Source organism: Kitasatospora sp. A2-31, assembly GCF_022288725.1.
In the GTDB taxonomy this organism is placed as follows: domain Bacteria; phylum Actinomycetota; class Actinomycetes; order Streptomycetales; family Streptomycetaceae; genus Kitasatospora.
This window is the reverse complement of sequence record NZ_JAKNTA010000004.1, coordinates 209,697-229,899: the sequence shown is the minus strand read 5'-3', so window position 1 is coordinate 229,899 and position 20,203 is coordinate 209,697. Positions and strand designations below refer to the sequence as shown.

The window sequence follows — 20,203 nt, the reverse complement described above, 5'->3', positions numbered from 1 at the left end:
GAGAAAGCATCCTGACGTACCGTGTGGGGCGTGGCCGCCCGCGGCCGCCGAGGAACCGGGGACGACGCACCGCGCGTCCGAACCGTGCGACGGCGAATATAGGCGCCCGCAAGGAAGACCATATCGGTCAAGGGAATCCTGAGGGCGCGGGGGCACCATGGGAACGGCGCCACTTTCAGGAGGAAACATTGAGCGACGACCGGTTCGACTCCGTCCAGATCCCGCACCCGCTTGCCGTCCTGGAACAGATCGAGCAGGACCACGACGCCGAGCAGGAAGCCGAGTTGCGGGCCGGCGACGCACCCTGGGGAGACGTGCTGGCCAGGTACATCGACGTGCTCACCGAGCTCATCGCCTCGCAGCCGGCGCAGCCGCCGGAGGTCGAGGAGGAGTGAGCCACGGGTGGGGGGAGAGCGTGAAAGAGGAGCGAAAGAGTGGCGAAACCGGGTGCCCGTAGCATGCGGGGCGTGACGTCGCAGGCACCGGGGACCCGTACGCGGGAGGGGCAGCGGTCGGCGGCCCGGCGGTGGGCCGCCGGGCCGGCCGCGCTACTCCCCGCTGCGGGCCGGCGGCCGGCCGTCCGGGCCGGACGGGGGCAGCAGGCCCAGCTCGGCCGCTCTCACCCCCGCCTGGAAGCGGGAGTTGGCCCCGAGCAGGGCCATGATCTCCGCCACGTAGCGCCGGTAGGTGCGCACCGAGACGGTCAGGTCGCGGGCGGCGACCTCGTCGGTGACGCCGGCCCGCAGCGCGCCGAGGATCTGGCGGGCGAAGGCGGCCCGCGCGCGGTCGCCGAAGACGATCCGCTCGTTGGCCGGCACGGCGGTGCGCCAGACGTTGTCGAAGAGGATGTGCAGGGTGTGGATCACCTCGGGCACCCGGATCACCGAGGCACGGCGGGCCACGGCCGTGCCGGTGACGACCAACGCGGTGGTCCCGTCGGCGATGATCGCCTGCAGCGGCGGAACCCGCGCGACGCGCACCGCGACCGGGCGTTCCCGGCCGAGCTGCTCGCGGACGAACTCGTCGTCGAGCATCTCGGGCGAGCTGAGCAGCCGCACACCGACGGCCGCATCCGCGCTGTAGAGCAACTGCCGCTCGGAGCGCCCCTGTCGGCCCTCCCCGGCGACGCGCCGGGCGTGCACGATGTCGATGCTGGTCGTGGCCCCGACGATGATCTCGTGCGCGGTGTCGAGGACGGCGTCGTAGTCGCCGTCCACCGTGCTGAGCATCCGGTCGGTGGAGTAGCGGTCCCGGTGCATGGCGACGGTCGACTCGATCATCGCGCTGACTTCGAGCAGGGCCTCCTCCAGCTCGTCCTCGGCCTGGTTCGGCACCGCGCTCCTCGTCTCCCCGACGGCTTGGCCCGTCGTCTCTCCCGCGCCGCGGGCCCGCTCCCCACCGTTTCGGGGGCCTGCTCCGGTCGTCTCAGCCATAGGTGGACAGCAGCCCCAGCTCGACGGCCCGGACCCCCGCCTGGAAGCGGGAGTTGGCGCCCAGTTCCCGCATGATCTCGGCCACGTGGCGGCGGTACGTCCGCAGCGAGACGTTCAGCTCCTGGGCGGCGGCCTCGTCGGTGTGGCCCTCGCTCAGCATCTCCAGGATGCGCCGGGCCGGGTCCTTGACAAGCCTGGAGCTCAGGCCCAGGTGGTCGACCAGCGGGCGGGCGCGCGTCCAGGCGCTGGCGAAGAGCAGATCGAGCGCGCGGACGACGGCCGGGTCGTTGACCGTCACGGCGTTGCCGCCGCTGTGCTCGGCCCCGGAGCGGACCAGCGCGCCGCGACCGTCGACGACCAGCGCCTCGCGCAACTCGGTCTCGGAGACCCTGATCTCGACCCGGGGGCCGCGCAGCCGGCGGGCGAGGGCAAGGGCGGTGTCGATGCCGCTGCCCACGCAGAGCACCCGGACCACCAGCCCCTCCTGGACCGACGGGGCGGCCGGACCGCCGCCGGCGGCGCGCGCCTGGTCCGCCGACCACTGGGCCGCCAGCGCGGCCAGCGCGGGCGCCGCGCGGGCAGCGAACTCGCCGGTGGTGGGCAGCGCCAGGCTCACAGAGCGCCGGGCGCCGCTCACCAGCTGGTCGAGCGCCTCGCCGAGCGCCTCGGCCTCCGTCCGTGCGACGGGCGGCGGACCGCCCGACCGTCGCCGGTGCAGCGATACCGTGGACTCGATCAGGGCGCGGGCCTGGAGCAACGCCTGCTCCACCCGCTCCGCATGGACCTGTGTCATGGCCGCCTCCAGGGCAGCCGTGCTCTTCTGCTCCACCATTCCTCGCCCCCGTTGATCCACCCCGTACTACTCCCTGCGCGCGACCCGGGCCGGTGGCGGCCGTGCGGTGCACCGGCTACCGGATCGGTACTTGACCGTTCGTCATGAGTGTCAAGGGTCGCGCGACGGGACATAGATCATCGCTGACACTAGTTCGTCCATCCCTGAGCGTCAACGAATGTGCGCAGGCTGAAACCGGCCGCTACACCAGGCCCTACGGGGGGCACACGGTCCCGTCACGCGTGAGGCAAGAAGATGCCACCGCCCGCCCGAACAGATGGTCGGCCACTCCGCTTCCGCCACCGCGGGCGACGCCCCCCTCACCACCCGTAGCGCCCCGCGCCGCTTCAGGCCACCGCCCGTTCCGGCACCGGAGAGTCGCCCTACGTTCTCACCGTGACCCCTGGGGCCACCTCCGACCGACGGTCACGCTTCCGCCCCTCGCCCCACTCGGTCCACCGCTGCGCCGGCACGCGCCGACTCGTGCCCTTCTCCCCCGCTTGACCGCCCTGGAGATCCACCGAGCCATGGAGAGAACGATGGACGTCCCCACCCAGACCATCGCCGACCTGCTACTCGCCGCCGCCGAGCGGCAGCCCGCCCACGGTGTCCGTTACTGCTCGGGCGGCGCCGGCACCGACCACCGCGACCAGACCCACCCCGAACTCCTCGCCGAGGCAGGCCGTCTGCTCGTCGGCCTGCGCGCCCGCGGCCTGCGCCCCGAGGACAAGGTCGTCCTGCTGCTGGAGCAGCACCCCGACTTCCTGCCCGCCTTCTGGGCCGCCGTGCTCGGCGGCTTCGTCCCCTGCCCGATGGCTCCGCTGCGCGGCGACCAGGACCGCTGGGCCGCTCAACTCACCCATGCGAACGATCTGCTGGACCAGCCGCTGGTCATCACCAGCGACGCGCTCGCGGCCGAGATGCCACGGGTGGACGGTCTCTCCGTCACCACGCTCACCGCCCTGCTCGAGGAGAGCGGGCAGGGCACCGGCGCGGCGGCCGACGAGGAGCCGCACCGGGCGCAGCCGTCGGACGTCGCCGTCCTCGTGCTGACCTCCGGCTCGACCGGCAACTCCAAGGCCGTGGAGCTCAGCCACGCCAACCTGCTGGCGTCGATGGCCGCGAAGAACGGCTACCACCGGCTCACCGCCGCCGACACCAGTCTCAACTGGGTCTCCTTCGACCACGTGGCCGCCCTGCTGGAGTGCCACCTGCTGCCGCTCTCCGTCGGCTGCCGGCAGGTCCACGCACCGGCCCAGGTGGTGCTCGGTGAGCCGCTGGAGTTCCTGCGGCTGATCTCCGAGCACCGGGTGACGATGACCTTCACCCCGAACTTCCTGCTGGGCCTGCTGAACGCGGCCGCCGATCGGATACCCGCGGCGGACCGGGAACGGCTGGACCTCTCCCGGCTGCGGCACATCGTCAGCGGCGGCGAGGCGGTGGTCTGCGCCACCGGCACCGCCTTCCTCGACCGGTACGCGCCGTTCGGGCTGAGCCGTGACGCCCTCTGGCCCGCGTTCGGCATGACGGAGACCTGCGCCGGAAGCATCTACTCGCTGGGCTTCCCGCACCGCGACGAGGGCCAGGAGTTCGCCAACCTCGGCATGCCGGTGGCCGGTCTGCGGATCAGAGTCGCCGACCCCGAGGACCGCGCGCTGCCCGAGGGCGAGGTCGGCGAACTCCAGCTCAGCGGCCCGATGATCACCCGCGGCTACCACAACGACGAGGCGGCCACCCGCGGGGCGTTCACCTCCGACGGCTGGTTCCGCAGTGGCGACCTCGGCCGGATCGACGAGGGCCGGCTCACCCTCGTCGGCCGCAGCAAGGACAGCGTGATCGTCAACGGAGTCAACTACTTCAGCCACGAGATCGAGACCGCGCTGGAGCAACTGGAGGGCGTGGCAGGATCGTTCGTCGCGGCCTTCCCCACCCGCCCGGCCGGCGCCGACACCGAGCAGCTGGTGGTGGCCTTCCACTGCGAGGTGCCCAAGGAGGACGAGTCCGGCCGCTACCGGGTGCTGGCCGCGGTGCGCAGCACGGTGGTGATGCACTGGGGCTTCCGCCCGGCGCTGATCCTGCCGCTCCCGAAGGAGGCCTTCCCCAAGACCAGCCTCGGCAAGGTCCAGCGGGCTCTGATGCGCCACCGACTGGAGACCGGCTGCTATGCACAGCAGATCGGCTCGGTCGAGGAGTTGACGGACCGTCGGCTCGGTGGGTACACCGCGCCGGAGGGTGACACCGAGCACGCCCTCGCCGAGATCTACGGCGAGCTGTTCGACCTCGACCCGGCCCGGATCAGCGCCACCGCCAGCTTCTTCGACCTGGGCGGCACGTCGCTGGACATCCTGCGGCTGCGCAGCAAGGTCGCGGAGCGGCTGGGTGCGGACGACCTGCAGATCATCACGGTGCTGACCGCGCCGACCGTACGCTCGCTCGCGGGCGCTCTCGCCGGGCTGCGGGGGCCCGGCGAGACCGCCTACGACCCGATCGTGCCGATGCAGCTGAGCGGCGACAAGACGCCGCTGTTCTGCGTCCACCCGGGGGTCGGCGAGGTGCTGGTCTTCGTCAACCTGGCCCAGTACTTCGTGGGGGACCGGCCCTTCTACGCGCTGCGCGCCCGCGGTTTCAACGAGGGTGAGAAGCCGTTCCGGACCTTCGAGGAGATGGTCGACACCTACGTCGCCGCGATCCGCGAACGGCAGCCGCACGGTCCGTACGCCGTGGCCGGCTACTCCTACGGCGGCGCGGTCGCCTTCGAGATCGCCAAGGTGCTGGAGTCGGAGGGCGAGCGGGTCGACTTCGTCGGCAGCTTCAACCTGCCGCCGAACATCAAGTACCGGATGGACGAACTCGACTTCGCCGAGACCGCCGTCAACCTGGCCTTCTTCCTCGCGCTCGTCGACAAGAAGCAGGCCCGGGAGTTGCCCGCCCGACTTCGCGGACTCCCCCGGGAGCTGCAGCTGGACCGTCTGCTGGCCCTGGCGCCGGCCGATCGGATCGCCGAACTCGACCTGGACGCCGAGAAGTTCGCGGCCTGGGCGGAGCTCGCCGACCGGCTCACCGACCTGGGGCGCAGCTACCGGCCGGAGGGCAGCGTCCGCCGGATGTCGGTCTTCTACGCGATCCCGCTGCGGGGCACCAAGGAGGACTGGCTGGAGAACGAGCTTCGGTGCTGGGACGACTTCACCGAGGAACCGAACCGGTACGTCGAAGTGCCCGGTGAGCACTACACGCTGATGAGCCCGCAGCACGTGGCGGCGTTCCAGGCGATTCTGCGCAAGGAGCTGGACCTGGCGATGGGAGAGGGCAAGTGAAGGGCAGCAAGATCCTGGTGACCGGGGGCACCGGTCAGGTCGCCCGGCCGGTGGCGGAGGCGCTCGCCGAACAGGGCAACGAGGTCTGGTGCCTGGGCCGCTTCGGCACGCCGGGCGTCGAGGACGACCTGCGGGCACGGGGAATCACCACCTGGCGCTGGGACATGGAGGACGACGGCGAGTACGCGCTCAAGGGCGTGCCGCAGGACTTCACCCACGTCATCCACTCGGCGGTCCGGCGCGGCGAGGACGGCGACTTCAACCGGGCGATCGACGTCAACGTCTCGGCCACCGGCCGGCTGATGGCGCACTGCCGAACTGCGGAGTCGTTCCTCTACGTCTCGACCGGTGCGCTCTACGCCCGGCAGACGCTGGACCACGCCTACACCGAGGACGACCCGATCGACGGCGTCGCGGACTGGTTGCCGGCCTACCCGGTGGGCAAGATCGCCACCGAGGGGGCGGTCCGCGCGCTCGCCCGGGTGCTGGGTCTGCCGACCACCATCGCCCGGCTCAACATCGCCTACGGCCCGGGCGGTTACGGCGGTGTGCCGATGCTGTACTTCCGTCGGATGCTCGCGGGCCAGCCGATCCCGGTGCCGCTGGAGGGCCAGAACTGGTGCTCGCTGCTGTACACCAGCGACCTGGTCCGGCAGGTCCCGCACCTGTGGGCGGCCGCCTCGGTGCCGACGACCCTGGTCAACTGGGGCGGCGACGAGGCGGTCGGAATCACCGACTGCCTGCGCTACATCGAGGAGCTCACCGGCGTGCCGGCCGAGCTGGTGCCGAGCGAAGTCACGCGGGAGACCTACCGGTTCGACCCGACCCGACGCCGCGCGCTGACCGGGCCGTGCGAGGTCGACTGGCGCGAGGGCATCCGCCTGACCCTCGAAGCCCTGTACCCCGACCACATCCGCTGAGGAGAGCCACCCTGATGACTGTCGACTACGCCGACCTTTCCTTTGTCGACGAGCTCGCCGCCGCCGACCGCCGCGGCAGCCACGACAACCTCGCCGTCGTCCACGCCGCGTACCGGGCCTTCCACGATCGGGACCTCGCCGCGCTGCTGGCGACCATGGACCCGGGCATCGAGTGGGTCCACCCCGACGGGCTGGCCCCGTACGGGCTCGGCGGGACCAAGCTCGGCCACGCGGGCGTCCGCGAGTTCCTGGCCCGGGTGCCGACCGTCCTCGGAGGAATGCGGCTGGAGCCGAAGGAGTTCGTCCACTCCGGCGACCGCGTGGTGGTCTTCGGCGTCCGCGCCGTCACCTCGCTGAGCGGGCGCACCGAGACCCTGTCGTTCGTCCACTCGTGGACGTTCCGCGACGGCCGGGCGGTGCGGATGGAGGACATCTTCGACACCGTCGTCTTCGCCCGGCTGATCGACGGCTGACCGGGCCGACCGGGGCCGTGACCGGGTGGCCGCCCTGCCCGGGCGCCTCCCGGTACACCGGCCCGGACGTCCCCGCCGCGACCCTGCCCCAAGCCTCCATAGAATTTCTATATTCGCGCTCTCATCCGATCCCCCGAGCGGCAGAGGCGATCCGCAGAGGATTGATAGGGGCGCCATAGCCGCCGGACCCATGCTCTCTCCACCGAGAAGCACGGAGCCCGGAGGCGACGATGGAGACCACGAGCACCGACACCGCCGTCGAAGAACGGCAGTGGCCGCAGTACCTCGACCTCGAACTGCTGCTCAGCGAGCCGGACCTGCTGGCCGTCGCGCTGCCGGCCCGCAGTCTGGACGTCGGCCACGCCGGCGGCTGCGGGTAGGGCGTGTCCCGCCCCGCAGGGGGAGGCCGGTCCGTCCACCCCGCCACGTGCGGGGCGGACGGACCGGGGGCAGGCTCAGACGGCCACGGCCGTGCGGCACTCCTCCAGCGCGACGAGGCGCACCAGCGGCGCGAAGCGGTACCGCAGCTCGGCCCGGTCCTCGGCGGCGGTGAGCAGCCGGGCGCCGGTCAGTAGCTCCAGGACCTCCTCGGCGTCCCGCTCGGACGAGCCGAGCAGGGCGGCGGCGTCCACGGGGGTCCAGCTGTCGGCGTCCGCCCGGGCGAGCACGCCCAGGGCGGCCCGGGCGACGGGGTCGAGGCCGGGCAGGCCGGAGCAGAGGCGGGCCCGGACGTCCAGGTCGCCGAGGCGCAGCTCGTCCAGCCGGTGCTCGGCCGGAGTGAGCCGGTCGGCGAGCCGGGCCGGGGACCAGTGCGCATGGGCGGCCAGCCGGGCGGCGCAGACCCGCAGTGCGAGCGGCAGGCGCTCGCACAGCTCGACGATCCGCGCCGTCGCGGCGGGGTCGGCGGCCACCCGCTCGCGGCCGGCCGCGGCGAGCAGTTGGTAGGCGCCGGGGAAGTCCAGCGGGCCGACCTGGAAGCGCCGGGCGCCCTCCAGCACGCCGAGCGCGGCCCGGCTGGTGACCAGGGTCCGGCTGCGGCTCTCCGCGGTGAGCAGCGGGCGGACCTGGCGGTCGTCGGCGGCGTTGTCCAGGACCACCAGGACGTGCCGGCCGGCGAGCCGGCTGCGGTAGAGCCGGACCCGTTCGTCCAGGGCTTCCGGCAGCTCGGGCTCGTCGGCGCCGAGGGCACGCAGGAATCCCCCGAGCACCGCGCCGGGATCGCGCGGGGTGCCGTCCGGGGCGGTCAGGTCCGCGTAGAGGTGCCCGTCCGGGAAGTCGTCCCGGACGAGGTGCGCGGCGTGGACGGCGAGTGTGGACTTCCCGGTCCCGGCGCTGCCGGTCAGCACCACCGGCCCTGCCGGGGCGGCCGGGTCCTCGACGGCGGCCGCGGCCGCCGGGCCGTCGGGCCGGACGCCGCGCAGGGCTGCCGCCAGGGCCGTGAGGTGGCGTTCCCGGCCGATGAAGTCGGCGGTGGCGGGTGGCAGCATCGCCGGGACCAGCCCGCCGCGCTCCTCCCCGCCGGCCGGTGCGACGGCCGGGCGGGTGCCGCGCGGTGGCGCGGGGGCGAGCCGGACGGCCGGTGCCAGCACCGCGGCCGATCCCTCGGGCACCCCGGGGTGGGTGAGGTCCCCGGTGAGCACCTGGTGGTGGAGCCGCCGCAGCGCCGGTCCCGGGTCCACACCCAGCTCTTCGGCGAGCAGCCGCCGACCGGCCTCGTACACCTCCAGTGCGTCGCCCTGCCGGTCGCAGCGGTACAGGCCGATCATCAGCTGGCCGCGCAGTCGCTCCCGGGTGGGGTGTTCGGCGACCAGGCGGAGCAGTTCGGGGACGGCCGCGCGGTGGCCGCCGAGGGCGAGCTCCGCCTCGATGCGGTCCTCCAGCACGGCGAGGCGGCTCTCCTCCAACGCCGGCAGCTCCTTCTCCGCGAGCTGCGGGGTGACGCCGGTGAGCGGCTCGCCCCGCCACTGCCCGAGCGCGGCGGAGAGCAGTTCGGCCGCGCGGGCGTAGGCGCCGTTCTCCAGGGCACGGTGGCCGAGGTCGGCGTCGCGCCGGAACTCGCGCAGGTCCAGCCGGGCCGGCCCGATGTCCAGCCGGTAGCCCGGGCCCCGCCGGACCAGGTCGACGAGCGGGCCGAGCCGCCCGCGCAACCGGGAGGCGTAGGTGTGCAGTTGGGCCGTCCAGGTGGCCGGCGGTTCCCAGCCCCAGATCAGGGTGGAGAGCCGGTCGTCGGGCAGCAACCGGCCGTCGGCCAGGAGCAGGGCGGCCAGGACGGAGCGCTGCTTGGCACCGTCCAGCGGGATCTCCCGGCCGCCGGCAATCGCCTCGACCGGCCCGAGCAGCCGGAACTCCAGTGCGGATGCAGCCGGTTGGATGTTCCGCGGGGACCGGGCGAGCGGGACCTCGACGGGCTCGGAGCGCCGATCCGTGCCCCGCGTCCGGGCCGCCGGGACGGTGGGCTGCCGCGGGCGGCCGCGACGCTGTGAAACGGGCTCGAAAGCGGAACGGAATCCTTTCCGTTCCGCACCGGCGTCCGCTGTACCGGCGGCTGCGGCGGCTGCGGCGGGGCCGGACCGTGGCCCACCGGCGGCCGGCGGTCCCGGGTCGGGGGGCGTTCCCCCGGCCGTCGGCTCGACGGCCGGCCCGGCCAGCCACGCCTCGTCGGCGAGCACCGCGTCGTGCAGCTGCCGCAGCCGCGGTCCGGGTTCGATGCCGAGCTCGTCGGCGAAGAGCCGGCGGGCGTCCCGGTAGGTCTCCAGTGCCTCGGCCCGCAGGCCCGACCGGTACTGGGCGAGCATCAGCTGGGCCCGGGCCTGCTCGCGCAGCCCGTGCTCGGCGAGGAACGACGTCAGTTCGCCGATGAGTTCGCGGTGCCGGCCGAGGTCGAGCCGGAGCGAGGTGAACTCCTCGTGGACGGCGAGGCGCTGCTCGTCGAGCCGGGCCGCCTCGGCCGCCACCCGCCCGGCCGCCACGCCTTCGAGCGCGCGGCCGCGCCAGAGGCCGAGCGCCTGCTCCAGCAGCCCGGCCGCCACGGCGGTGCGCCCGCGCCGCCGCGCCTCGCGGGCCTCGTCCACCAGCTGGTCGAACTCGGCGGCGTCGATGCGGTGGGTGCCGGTGGCAAGCTGGTAGCCGGGGTGGGAGGTGACGATCAGGTCGTCCGCCCCGACCGCCGCCTTGAAGGCCTTGCGCAGGCCCGACACGCAGATCGCGATCTGGTTCACGAACGTCGTCGGGGGCGAGCCCTGCCAGACCGCCTCGGCGAGGGTATCGACCGAGACGACGTGGTCGGCGGAGAGCAGCAGCATGGCGAGGATGGTGCGCTGCCGGGCTCCGGAGAGCGGGACCGGTCGGCCGTCCACCTGGACGTCCAGAGGGCCGAGGATCCTGAAAACCACCTGGAGCATCAGTCGCCTCCCCTCAACCGCGGCCGTGTGGTGAGCCGGCCGCATCCGTTGTTGATCTTCCAAGACTGGTCGTTCTTACCAGCCGCTTCTCGGCAGCGACAAGCGGACCTGCAGGAACGTGTCACGGTCGGTGCACCGGCCGCGGCTCGGCACGCTCCCAGCGCGCCGGCGGGGCCGGCCGGACCGGCGGCACGGTCGCCGCCCGGCGGACGGCCGGCGCCAGCACCGCGGTCAGCACCGCCGCCAGCACCGCCAGTTCGTCGCCGGTGGGCCGCCCGCGGAGGACCCGCAGCACCGGCCCGCGCGGACCGCAATCGCCCGGTTCGGGCCCGGCGGGTTCGGGCCCGCCCGGTTCGGACCCGCCCGGTTCGGGCCCGGCGAGGGCGGGGACGGCGGGGGCGTGGACGGCGCTCACTGCGGCGGGTTCCCGTGCTTGCGGGCCGGCAGCAGCGCGTGCTTGGTCGCCAGCATGTCGAGCGCCGCGATCAGGGTGGCCCGGGTCTCCGCGGGGTCGATGACGTCGTCCACGAGGCCGCGCTCGGCCGCGTAGTACGGGTGCATCAGCTCGGCGGTGTACTCCTTGACCAGCTGGGCGCGGGTGGCGTCCGGCGTGTCGGAGGCGGCGATCTCCCGGCGGAAGACGACGTTGGCGGCGCCCTCGGCGCCCATGACGGCGATCTCGTTGGTCGGCCAGGCGAACGAGAGGTCCGCGCCGATCGAACGGGAGTCCATCACGATGTACGCGCCGCCGTAGGCCTTGCGCAGGATCAGCTGGACGCGCGGCACGGTGGCGTTGCAGTAGGCGTACAGCAGCTTGGCGCCGTGCCGGATGATGCCGTCGTGCTCCTGGCCGACGCCGGGCAGGAAGCCCGGGACGTCGACCAGGGTCACCAGCGGGATGGTGAAGGCGTCACAGAACTGCACGAAGCGCGCGGCCTTCTCGGAGGCGTGGATGTCCAGCACGCCGGCCATCGACTGCGGCTGGCTGGCCACCACACCGACCGGCCGGCCGCCGAGTCGGGCCAGCACGCAGAGCACGTTGGTGGCCCAGTGCTCGTGGACCTCCAGGTACTCGCCGTGGTCGACGATCTCCTCGATCACCTTGCGCATGTCGTACGGGCGGTTGCCGTCGACCGGCACCAGGTCGAGCAGCGCGTCGTTGCGGCGGTCCACCGGGTCGTCGTTGACGACGGTCGGCGGCATCTCGCGGTTGTTCTGCGGCAGCAGCGACAGGAGGTAGCGGACCTCCTCGATGCAGGACTGCTCGTCGTCGTAGGCGAAGTGCGAGACGCCGGAGACCCCGGAGTGGACGTCGGCGCCGCCCAGGCCGTTCTGGCTGATCTTCTCGCCGGTCACAGCCTGGACCACGTCCGGGCCGGTGATGAACATCTGCGAGGTCTCGCGGACCATGAACACGAAGTCCGTCAGGGCCGGGGAGTACGCGGCGCCGCCGGCGCACGGGCCGAGCATCACCGAGATCTGCGGGATGACGCCGGAGGCACGGGTGTTGCGCTGGAAGATGCCGCCGTAGCCGGCCAGGGCGGTGACGCCCTCCTGGATGCGGGCGCCGGCGCCGTCGTTCAGCGACACCAGCGGCGCACCGGCCGCGATGGCCATGTCCATGATCTTGTGGATCTTCTGGGCATGGGCCTCGCCCAGCGCGCCGCCGAAGATCCGGAAGTCATGGGCGTAGGTGAAGACCGTCCGGCCGTGCACCGTGCCCCAGCCGACGACGACGCCGTCGGTGTGCGGCTTCTTCGCCTCCAGGCCGAAGCCGGTGGCGCGGTGCCGGCGCAGCGGCTCCACCTCGCGGAACGAGCCCTCGTCAAAGAGCAGCTCGATGCGCTCACGGGCGGTCAGCTTGCCCTTGTCACGCTGGGCCTCGGTGGCCCTCGGGTCTCCCGCGCGGATCCCGGCCCGCAGGCTCCGCAGCTCCTCGACCCGGTCACGCATGGTGGATGCGGCGACCGCGGTCGTCGTGGTGTCCGGCACCGGCCGTCCCCCCTTCTGCTCCTCGACGGTCCCCCGACGGTAGGCAGCGCCCGCGGCGGCGCGCCACGGTTCACCCGGCGCCGGTCCGCAAGCTGTACCGGCCGGCCTGCTCCGCGCCTCCGCGCCGCCCGGAGTGGCCACAAGCTGCCACGGTGCAGGTGCGCCGTCGGGTGACGGTGCGATGCTGCATCCCCACGCACTGCGATCGCGACATTTCGATCGCACACCACCCAGCAGTCCGCACCGCCCCCACTGGCCCGCCCGGCCGGGGCCGCCGGACACCGCCGGACGTCAAGGAGTGTCATGTTCACACGGATCGGACGGTTCGTCGTCCGCCGCCCGTGGCTGGTCGTCATCGCCTGGCTGGTCGCGGCGGTCGCCCTGACCGTCCTCTCGCCCAAGCTGGAATCGACCACCGACCAGGCCGAGTTCCTGCCCTCGCACTACGAATCGGTCCAGGTGACCGACGTGCAGAAGCGGGCCTTCCCCGGGCCCGATCAGCCCGCCGCGATCGCCGTCTTCCAGCGGACCGACGGCGCCGTGCTCACCGACGGCGACAAGGCCGACCTGGCGAAGATCGCCGCCGGCCTGGAGGCCAAGCAGTACACACACCTGAAGAAGGTCCAGACCGACCCCAACGCGGTCTCCCCCGACGGGAAGATCGGCCTGGCGAACATCTACGCCGACACCAAGGAGTTCTACGACGACTCCGTCACCAGCGACGTCAAGCAGCTGCGGGCGGACGCCAAGGACCTCCTGAAGGGCACCGACCTCAAGCTCGGCGTCACCGGCCAGTCCGCCACGGCGCTGGACTCCAAGGAGTCCGGCAGCAACACCGACGGCATGATCATGATGGCCACCCTGCTACTGATCATCGTCCTGCTCGGCGTCATCTTCCGCAGTCCGCTGATCGCGTTCCTGCCGGTGCTCGTGATCCTTATGGTGTACCTGACCGCCACCGGGCTGATCGCCACCGCCAGCTCCGTCTTCGGGCTGACCGCCGACTCCTCCGTCTCGACCATGCTGATCGTGGTCCTGTTCGGCGTGGGCACCGACTACCTGCTCTTCCTGCTCTTCCGCTACCGCGAGTTCCTGCGGGCCGGGATGGAACCGCGCCCGGCGATGGCCGAGGCCGTCGCCCGAGTCGGCGAGACCATCGCCTCCGCGGCCGGCGCGGTGGCGGTGGCCTTCCTCGCGCTGACCCTCTCCACCATGGGCATGCTGCGCGCCATGGGCCCCTCACTCGCCATCGCCGTCGGAGTCAGCATGGTCGCCGGCGTCACGCTGGTGCCGGCCGTGTTCGCGCTGCTCGGCCGTGCCGCGTTCTGGCCCTCCAAGGCTTGGAAGCGCGAGCCGAGGAACGTGCTGGCCCAGAAGGTCGGCGGGCTGACGTCCCGCCGTCCGGGGCTGGTTGCGGCGGTCTCCGGCGGTCTGCTGGTGGTGCTCGCGGCCGGTGCCCTCGGGTTCAAGGCCGACTTCGACTCCGGCAGCTCGCTGCCGAAGAACCTGGAGTCGGTGCAGGCGATGGACGACCTGCAGGGCGCCTTCTCAGCCGGCCGGGCCGATCCGACCCTGGTGCTCCTGGAGAACACCGGCGGCGGTCAACTCGCCGAGGACCAGCTGACCGCCTACCACGACAAGCTCGCCGGCATCGGCGGTGTCGCCCAGGTCTCCCCGGCGGTGCGCTCGGCCGACGGCGCCGTCGCCCAGTTCAGCGTCTCGCTCGCCTACAAGCCGATGGAGGAGAAGGCGATCGACCTGGTCGACGGCACCCTGCGGGACCAGGCACACGCCGCCGCACCGGCCGGCACCCGCGCCCTGGTCGGCGGCATGACCGCCGTCATGGCAAACATCCGCACCGCCACCAACCACGACTACACCGTGGTGTTCCCTGTCGCCGCCCTCGCCATCATGCTGATCCTCGGCCTGTTGCTGCGCAGCGTCGTCGCGCCGTGGTTCCTGATGCTCTCCGTCGGCCTCGGGTTCGCCGGCACGCTCGGCGCCACGGTCTGGCTCTTCCAGGGTGTCAAGGGCGCCAACGGTGTCCTGTTCAGCCTTCCGATCCTGGTCTACCTCTTCGTGGTCGCGATCGGCACCGACTACAACATCCTGATGGTCGCCCGGCTGCGCGAGGAGATCCGCGAGGGCAACGACCCGCGGGCGGCGATCAAGCACGCGGTGGCCCGGTCCGCACCGACGATGGGCGCCGCGGCGATCATCCTGGCGGGCACCTTCGGTGTCCTGATGCTCGCGGACAACTCGATGCTCCAGCAGATGGGCTTCGCGGTGGCGTTCGGCATCCTGCTCACCGCCTTCGTCATGGCGCTGTTCCTCGTTCCGGCCGCCACCACACTGCTCGGCCGCCGGGCCTGGTGGCCCGGGCTGAAGGAGCAGGCGCCGGCCCCGGCCGGCGAGGAGCCCCTTCTGGTCGGCAGCGGCCGCACCACGGGCTGACCTGCGTCGGCGACGGCGAGGGGGCCGCCGGGTCGAATCCGACCCGGCGGCCCCCTCGCATCAGCAGGGCTCAGGAGGCGTGGTGCTCACGAGGTGCGGTGTTCCACCACTCCCACCAGAGCGGCCAGCGCGGCCCGAGCCGGGACGTCCGGTAGATCGGACAGCGCGTCGCGGGCGTCCGTCGCGTAGGAGTGCAGGAGTTCACGGGCACGCGCCTCCGCGGTGGAGCTGCGCAGCAGCTCCACCGCACGACGGCGGCCGCCCTCGTCGACGAGCGGCCCGCCTTCCAGCAGCCGGCTCAGCTCGGCCGCGCGCGGCCCGTCCTCGCTGAGTGCCAGCAGCACCGGCAGGGTCCGCACCCCCGCGGCGAGGTCGATCCCGGCGTCCTTGCCGGACTCCGCCGGGTCAGCGACGAAGTCCAGCAGGTCGTCGGAGAGTTGGAAGACGATACCGAGGTACTCGCCGTACTCGGCCAGCGCCCGGACGGCCGGGACGGGGACACCCGCCACCGTGCCACCCACGCGCAGCGCCAGGGAGATGAGCGAGGCCGTCTTGTCCGCGATCACTGTGAAGTGGTGGGTCAGCGGGGACTCCCCCGCCGCCGCGCCGGTCAACTCCCGTAGCTGGCCTCGGACCAGGCGTTCCGCGGCGACGCCCTGCAGCCTGACCACCTCGTCGCCCAGGTCCGCGGCGAGCCGGCCGGCCCTGATCAGCAGCCGGTTGCCGAGCTGCACGGCCGCCCGGTTGCCCCAGCGGGCCGAAGCGCTCGGCACACCGTGCCGGGTAAGGGCGCCGTCCATCACGTCGTCGTGGTGCAGCGAGGCCACGTGTATCAGTTCCACCAGGGCGGCTGCGTCCGGGACCCGGTCCGACCTGTCCTCCGAAGCCGCCGCACCGAATTCGGCCGCGAGCAGCACCAGCAGCGGGCGCAGCCGCTTACCGCCGGCGTCGATCAGGTAGCGCGACCACTCGGCGACCAGTGCGTTCGGCACGTCGGCCGCCACCTCGCGCAGCCGGGTCTCGGCGTCGGCCAGGCCGTGCTGCAGCCGGTCGGCGAGCCCCTGGTCGGTCAGGGCCAGGCGGGCCACCAGAGAGTCCGGCAGGGGCTCGGCGGTCAGCGTGGTCATCGTTCCTCCGGACGAAGCGTCGGCACAATCGTTCGAACCCGACCCTAGGTCCGGGATCGAGGGTCAGCCGGACCCTCAGGGGCAGCATGGCAACAACCTGCCAGCGGGCAGACGACAGGCCCCGGTCCGCGAGGGGGCGGTTTCCAGGGGTCGTTGCAACACGTGGTCGGTTTGATCAGGCCGCGATGAGTTTATGCAGGCGCTCGGCTGGGGTGTCCCAGCCGAGCGTTTTGCGTGGGCGGCCGTTGAGTTCGGCGGCGACGAAGGCCAGGTGTTCGGGGCCGTGGACGGCCAGGTCGGTGCCCTTGGGGAAGTACTGGCGGAGCAGGCCGTTGGTGTTCTCGTTCGAGCCGCGCTGCCAGGGGCTGGCCGGGTCGCAGAAGTAGACCGGGACGCCGGTGGCGACGGTGAACGAGCCGTGGGAGGCCATCTCGGAGCCCTGGTCCCAGGTCAGCGAACGGACCAGGTGGGCGGGCAGCGTCCGCACGGTTTCCACGAGGGCGTCGCGGACGTGCTCGGCGGTGCGGCCGTTCGGCAGGTGCAGGAGCATCACGTAGCGGGTGTGGCGCTCGACCAGGGTGCCGATCGCGGAGGCGTTGTCCTTGCCGAGGATCAGGTCGCCCTCCCAGTGCCGTGGCACCGCCCGGTCCTCCGCCTCGGCAGGACGCTCGCTGATCATGACCATCGGGTCGATGAAGCGAGGCCTGCGGCAGTTGGCCTGCCGATGGGGGACACGGCGGGCGCGGCCGGTGCGCAGGGCGCCGGCGAGCTCCCGGCGGAGCTCGCCGCGGCCCTGGATGTAGAGGGCCTGGTAGACGGTTTCGTGGGCCACGTGCATCTCCGGCCGGTCGGGAAAGGTGTCCCGTAGAGCCTGGCAGATCTGCTCCGGACTCCCCTTCTTGTCCAGGTGGTGCTGGATGAAGTCCCTCAGCTGCGGGTCCCGGGCGATCTTGCCGGGCTTGGGTCGGGGCCGGCGGGCGTCGGCGCGGGCCTGCGCGGCGTGCGGCCGGTAACTGCCGCTGCCCGGATGGCGGTTGCGCCGGATCTCCCGGCTGACCGTGGACGGGCTGCGGCCCAGCTCGGCCGCGATCGCCCGCACGGCGGCCTTCTCCCGCAGCCGGTCGGCGATGTGGATGCGCTCGTCCTCACGCAGGTACCGGGACGGCCCGCGTGGCGAGAGGACGGCCGCCCGCGCCGGTTGCGCGGGCGGCCGAGGCCTCTTCACGCGGCCCTCGGGCCGGCCGTTGCGCCACTCACGGCCGGTCCGCTCGTGAACTCCCACGAGCCGGGACGCCTCTTTGTTGCTGTAGCCCTGTCGCACGAGCCGGAAGTATTCCTCCCGCTCGCCAGGGAGCTTCCTACGCCCCTGCGGCTTCCGGTCCCTGCGGATCTCGAAGTCCATCGCACACCTTGAGCTGGGGTGTTGCGACGACCGTTAGAACCCAAGGGGGGCGGACCGGGGCCTGAGTGCGGTGGAGGCGGCCGTGGGGAGCCGCCGTGGGGTGATCGTGGGTCAGGCGCCCATCGCCTCGACGAGGCTCTTCGGGCGCATGTCCGTCCAGTTGGTGTTGATGTACTCGAGGCAGGACTCGCGGCTCTCCTGGCCGTGCACGACGGTCCAGCCGGCCGGCACCTCGGCGAAGGCGGGCCAGAGCGAGTGCTGGTTCTCCTCGTTGACGAGAACGTAGTAGGAGGCGCTGTCGTCCTCGAACGGGTTGGTCGCCATGATGGATCGGGCTCCTGTCGGTGGTTGCGGATGTTGCGGTTCGTCGGCGTCCGTTGACGTCGGCCGACGTTGATCAGCGGGCGGCCGCGGTGGCGGCCGCCATGCGGTGGCGCACCGCGGAGACGAATCCCGGCAGTCGGTCGATGCCCCAGAAGCGCTGGAAGCCGTCGATGAAGTACGGCACTCCGAACACGCCATCCCGGTACGGGGCGCTGAGTGTCTCCAGGCCCCGGGCGCGCACCTCCGGGTCCTGCCACGCGGCGCCGAGCACGACAGGGTCGAGGCCGATACGCGCGCCGGTGGCGGCGACGACCTCGGGGGAGGAGATGTCCAGCCCCTCCTCCCACCTGGCCCGGTAGGTGCCGTCGATGAACTGCCGGCCGAGCCCGTGGTCCCTGGCCACCAGGTAGGCCAGGTGCGAGACCTCCCAGTTGGGCGCGCGGTCCACCGGCCAGACCATCTGCAGGTCCCTCTCCAGGGCCAGCCGGCGGATGTCCTGGAGCACGTAGAGGTACTTCTCCCGGGACAGCGCCACGTAGGGCAGCTGCACCCCCGAGGACTCCAGGTGGTTGTGGTGAGCGTCGTCCGGTTCCCAGAACGGCAGCCACTCGACCGCTTCCGCGACGTCCGGGTACCGGGTGATCAGATCCCGATACGCCATCCACGAGTACGCGCTGCTGAACGAGAAGTACCAGCGCGGCGGCTTTCTTGCCATCACTGTCTCCAAGGAATTCACAAATGAACAGCCAGATGGATTTCTATCGATTTCCCGAGGGCACGGACAAGACGTTCTGCAGCTAGCTGTCAGGAAGACGCGGTCGGCCGGTCAGGTCAGCCCGGTGTCGAGTCGGGCGGCCGCGTCGATCAACAGACGGCCGTACCGCAAACCCGGAGCGCGGGACATCAGCGTGACCGGTCCGTCCAGCACGAGCGCGGCCACGACCTTCCCGGCGGTCCCGCGCACGGGCACCGCAGCCGCGCCGAAGCCCAGCTCGCCGGTTCCCAGGCTCTGCGCCCAGCCCTGCCGACGCACCTTGGCCAGGGCCATCACGTCGAAGCCGGCTCCCCGGACCGCCCGGGTGATCTCGCACGGGTCCTCCCACGCCAGCAACACCTGGGCGCCCGCACCGACCTTCATCGGCAGCGCCACGCCCTCCGCCGACCGGGCTTGCCGCTCGGTACCCGGACCCTCCGCCGTCGCCACGCAGATCCGCAGGCCGCCGGCACGCCGGTAGAGCCGCGCACTGGCCCCGGTGCGCGTCCGCAGCTCCGCCAGCACGTGACGGGCGCTCTGCATCAACCGGTCACGGCCGGCTTCCTCGGCCAACTCACCGATCCGCGGGCCGATCACAAACCGCCCCCGGGCGTCCCGGGTCAGCAGGCGGATGCTCTCCAGGGCGAGCGCGAGCCGGTGCACGGTCGCCCTGGACAGACCGGTGACGTCGCTCAGGGTCCGCAACGAGGCCGGACCGTCAGCCAGCACGCCGAGAAGCAGCGAGGTCTTGTCCAGGACGCCGACGCCGCTGCTCGGCCCCGAGGTTACCGTGTCCATCTGGTCACGCGATCCGTGCGGCGAGATCGCGCATCAGCCCGTCCGGCTGGCCCACGAGGTAGAAGTGGTCGCCGGGAAAGACCGTCATGTCGAAGGAGCCGGAGGCGAGATCCGCCCAGGCCGCCATGTCCGCGGGCGCGACGTCCAGGTCCCGGTCACCGACGTAGGCGACCATCGGGCAGTGCACGACGAGGGCATTCGGTCGGTAGGCCCCCATGATCCTGAAGTCGGCCCGGATGGCCGGCATCACCAGCTCGAACAGATCCGGGTCGGTCAACAGCGCGGCCTCCGTGCCGCCGAGTCGGCGCACCTCGTCGAGGACGGCCTCGTCACCGCCCAGGTAGGCCGCCTTGGGCTCGAACAGGTGCGGCGCCCGGGCGCCGGACAGGTAGAGCCCCTCCAGCCGCACGCCGTGCACGCCCTCCAGCCGGCACGCCACCTCGTGGGCGACGTAGGAGCCCATGCTGTGGCCGAAGAGGGACAGCGGCAGGTCCGCGAAGGGCAGCAGGGCCTCGGTGACCGCGTCGGCGAGCTCCGTCATGCTCTCCAGGCTCGACTCACCGATCCGCTCGTGCCGCCCCGGGTACTTGGCCGCCAGGAGCTCCACCCCGTTCCCGAGGCGGCCGCTCCAACTGTGGAACGTACTCGCGGCACCGCCCGCGTGCGGCAGACAGACCAGCCGCTTGGTCGCCGGACCGTCCGCCGCCGGGTGACGGCGGAACCACCGGCTGTCGATCACGCTGTCGATCATCTGTCCCGTCTCCTCCGAGCATGCCGCCGTGTTCTCCGGGCCGTGCGCGGAGCCGGTCCCGCCGGGGGTGCGGGGCCGGCTCCGGCGCCCTTCCACGGGTCGGCCGACGCGGTTTCGAGCTGAAACGCGCGCCTGCCGACCGCGGGCCGCCGGCAGTCCGCCCGGGGAGACGACTGCCGGAGTTCTCAGGAGCCTTTCCGATCACCGGTCGATGGCTCATCAATCGCA

The 20,203-nt window shown here is 72.5% G+C and carries 17 protein-coding genes; 6 read left to right on the top strand and 11 right to left on the bottom strand.

Annotated elements, in window-relative coordinates:
- Positions 1 to 188 precede the first annotated feature (188 nt).
- Positions 189 to 395, top strand: a complete 207-nt coding sequence (locus MCM47_RS13260; RefSeq protein ID WP_238861758.1) for a DUF6269 family protein — start codon at positions 189 to 191, stop codon at positions 393 to 395.
- 153 nt (positions 396 to 548) lie between these two features.
- On the opposite strand, the gene MCM47_RS13255 is transcribed toward MCM47_RS13260, so the two are convergent.
- A complete protein-coding gene (locus tag MCM47_RS13255; RefSeq protein WP_238861757.1) occupies positions 549 to 1,334 on the bottom strand; it encodes a TrmB family transcriptional regulator sugar-binding domain-containing protein in 786 nt (261 codons plus the stop codon).
- A 91-nt stretch (positions 1,335 to 1,425) separates the two neighbouring features.
- Positions 1,426 to 2,226 (bottom strand): LuxR C-terminal-related transcriptional regulator, encoded by an 801-nt coding sequence (locus tag MCM47_RS13250; protein ID WP_238861756.1) that lies wholly within the window; start codon positions 2,224 to 2,226, stop codon positions 1,426 to 1,428.
- 578 nt (positions 2,227 to 2,804) lie between these two features.
- Here MCM47_RS13250 and MCM47_RS13245 point away from each other — a divergent pair.
- The 4 genes from MCM47_RS13245 (at position 2,805) to MCM47_RS13230 (ending at position 7,352) form a co-directional block, all read left to right on the top strand.
- Positions 2,805 to 5,579, top strand: coding sequence for a non-ribosomal peptide synthetase (locus MCM47_RS13245; protein ID WP_238861755.1), 2,775 nt, complete (start codon positions 2,805 to 2,807; stop codon positions 5,577 to 5,579).
- The gene (locus MCM47_RS13240; RefSeq protein ID WP_238861754.1) at positions 5,576 to 6,499 is read left to right on the top strand and encodes an NAD(P)-dependent oxidoreductase; all 924 of its coding nucleotides are present in this window, start codon (positions 5,576 to 5,578) and stop codon (positions 6,497 to 6,499) included. The genes MCM47_RS13245 and MCM47_RS13240 overlap by 4 nt, the downstream gene beginning before the upstream one ends.
- Before the next feature lie 14 nt (positions 6,500 to 6,513).
- Positions 6,514 to 6,972, top strand: coding sequence for a nuclear transport factor 2 family protein (locus MCM47_RS13235; RefSeq protein WP_238861753.1), 459 nt, complete (start codon positions 6,514 to 6,516; stop codon positions 6,970 to 6,972).
- Positions 6,973 to 7,202: 230 nt separating this feature from the next.
- A complete protein-coding gene (locus MCM47_RS13230; RefSeq protein ID WP_238861752.1) occupies positions 7,203 to 7,352 on the top strand; it encodes a hypothetical protein in 150 nt (49 codons plus the stop codon).
- A 75-nt stretch (positions 7,353 to 7,427) separates the two neighbouring features.
- Here the strand turns inward: MCM47_RS13230 and MCM47_RS13225 are convergent, their stop codons facing one another.
- The 3 genes from MCM47_RS13225 to MCM47_RS13215 all read right to left on the bottom strand — a co-directional run bounded on the left by MCM47_RS13225 (position 7,428) and on the right by MCM47_RS13215 (position 12,326).
- Positions 7,428 to 10,373 (bottom strand): BTAD domain-containing putative transcriptional regulator, encoded by a 2,946-nt coding sequence (locus tag MCM47_RS13225; RefSeq protein ID WP_238861751.1) that lies wholly within the window; start codon positions 10,371 to 10,373, stop codon positions 7,428 to 7,430.
- Between the two features lie 121 nt (positions 10,374 to 10,494).
- Positions 10,495 to 10,788, bottom strand: coding sequence for an acyl-CoA carboxylase epsilon subunit (locus tag MCM47_RS43225; protein ID WP_238861750.1), 294 nt, complete (start codon positions 10,786 to 10,788; stop codon positions 10,495 to 10,497).
- Entirely contained in the window at positions 10,785 to 12,326 is a 1,542-nt protein-coding gene (locus MCM47_RS13215) for an acyl-CoA carboxylase subunit beta (protein ID WP_238862132.1), read from the bottom strand. Before MCM47_RS13215 ends, MCM47_RS43225 begins: the two co-directional genes overlap by 4 nt.
- A 342-nt stretch (positions 12,327 to 12,668) precedes the next feature.
- On the opposite strand from MCM47_RS13215, the gene MCM47_RS13210 reads away from it, so the two are divergent.
- A complete protein-coding gene (locus tag MCM47_RS13210; RefSeq protein WP_238861749.1) occupies positions 12,669 to 14,819 on the top strand; it encodes an MMPL family transporter in 2,151 nt (716 codons plus the stop codon).
- Positions 14,820 to 14,905: 86 nt separating this feature from the next.
- On the opposite strand, the gene MCM47_RS13205 is transcribed toward MCM47_RS13210, so the two are convergent.
- From MCM47_RS13205 to MCM47_RS13180, 6 genes are all read right to left on the bottom strand, one after another.
- Positions 14,906 to 15,946: a polyprenyl synthetase family protein gene (locus MCM47_RS13205; RefSeq protein WP_238861748.1), complete on the bottom strand. Its 1,041-nt coding sequence runs from the start codon at positions 15,944 to 15,946 to the stop codon at positions 14,906 to 14,908.
- 175 nt (positions 15,947 to 16,121) lie between these two features.
- Complete coding sequence (locus MCM47_RS13200) at positions 16,122 to 17,348, bottom strand: IS30 family transposase (RefSeq protein ID WP_238861747.1); 1,227 nt, start codon at positions 17,346 to 17,348, stop codon at positions 16,122 to 16,124.
- 111 nt (positions 17,349 to 17,459) lie between these two features.
- Positions 17,460 to 17,672 carry an MbtH family protein gene (locus MCM47_RS13195; protein ID WP_238861746.1) on the bottom strand — a complete coding sequence of 71 codons (213 nt, stop codon included), beginning with the start codon at positions 17,670 to 17,672 and terminating at the stop codon, positions 17,460 to 17,462.
- A 73-nt stretch (positions 17,673 to 17,745) separates the two neighbouring features.
- Positions 17,746 to 18,387: a 2-hydroxychromene-2-carboxylate isomerase gene (locus tag MCM47_RS13190; RefSeq protein WP_238861745.1), complete on the bottom strand. Its 642-nt coding sequence runs from the start codon at positions 18,385 to 18,387 to the stop codon at positions 17,746 to 17,748.
- Between the two features lie 111 nt (positions 18,388 to 18,498).
- A complete protein-coding gene (locus MCM47_RS13185; RefSeq protein ID WP_238861744.1) occupies positions 18,499 to 19,224 on the bottom strand; it encodes an IclR family transcriptional regulator in 726 nt (241 codons plus the stop codon).
- Positions 19,225 to 19,228: 4 nt separating this feature from the next.
- Complete coding sequence (locus MCM47_RS13180; protein ID WP_238861743.1) at positions 19,229 to 19,975, bottom strand: thioesterase II family protein; 747 nt, start codon at positions 19,973 to 19,975, stop codon at positions 19,229 to 19,231.
- Positions 19,976 to 20,203 lie beyond the last annotated feature (228 nt).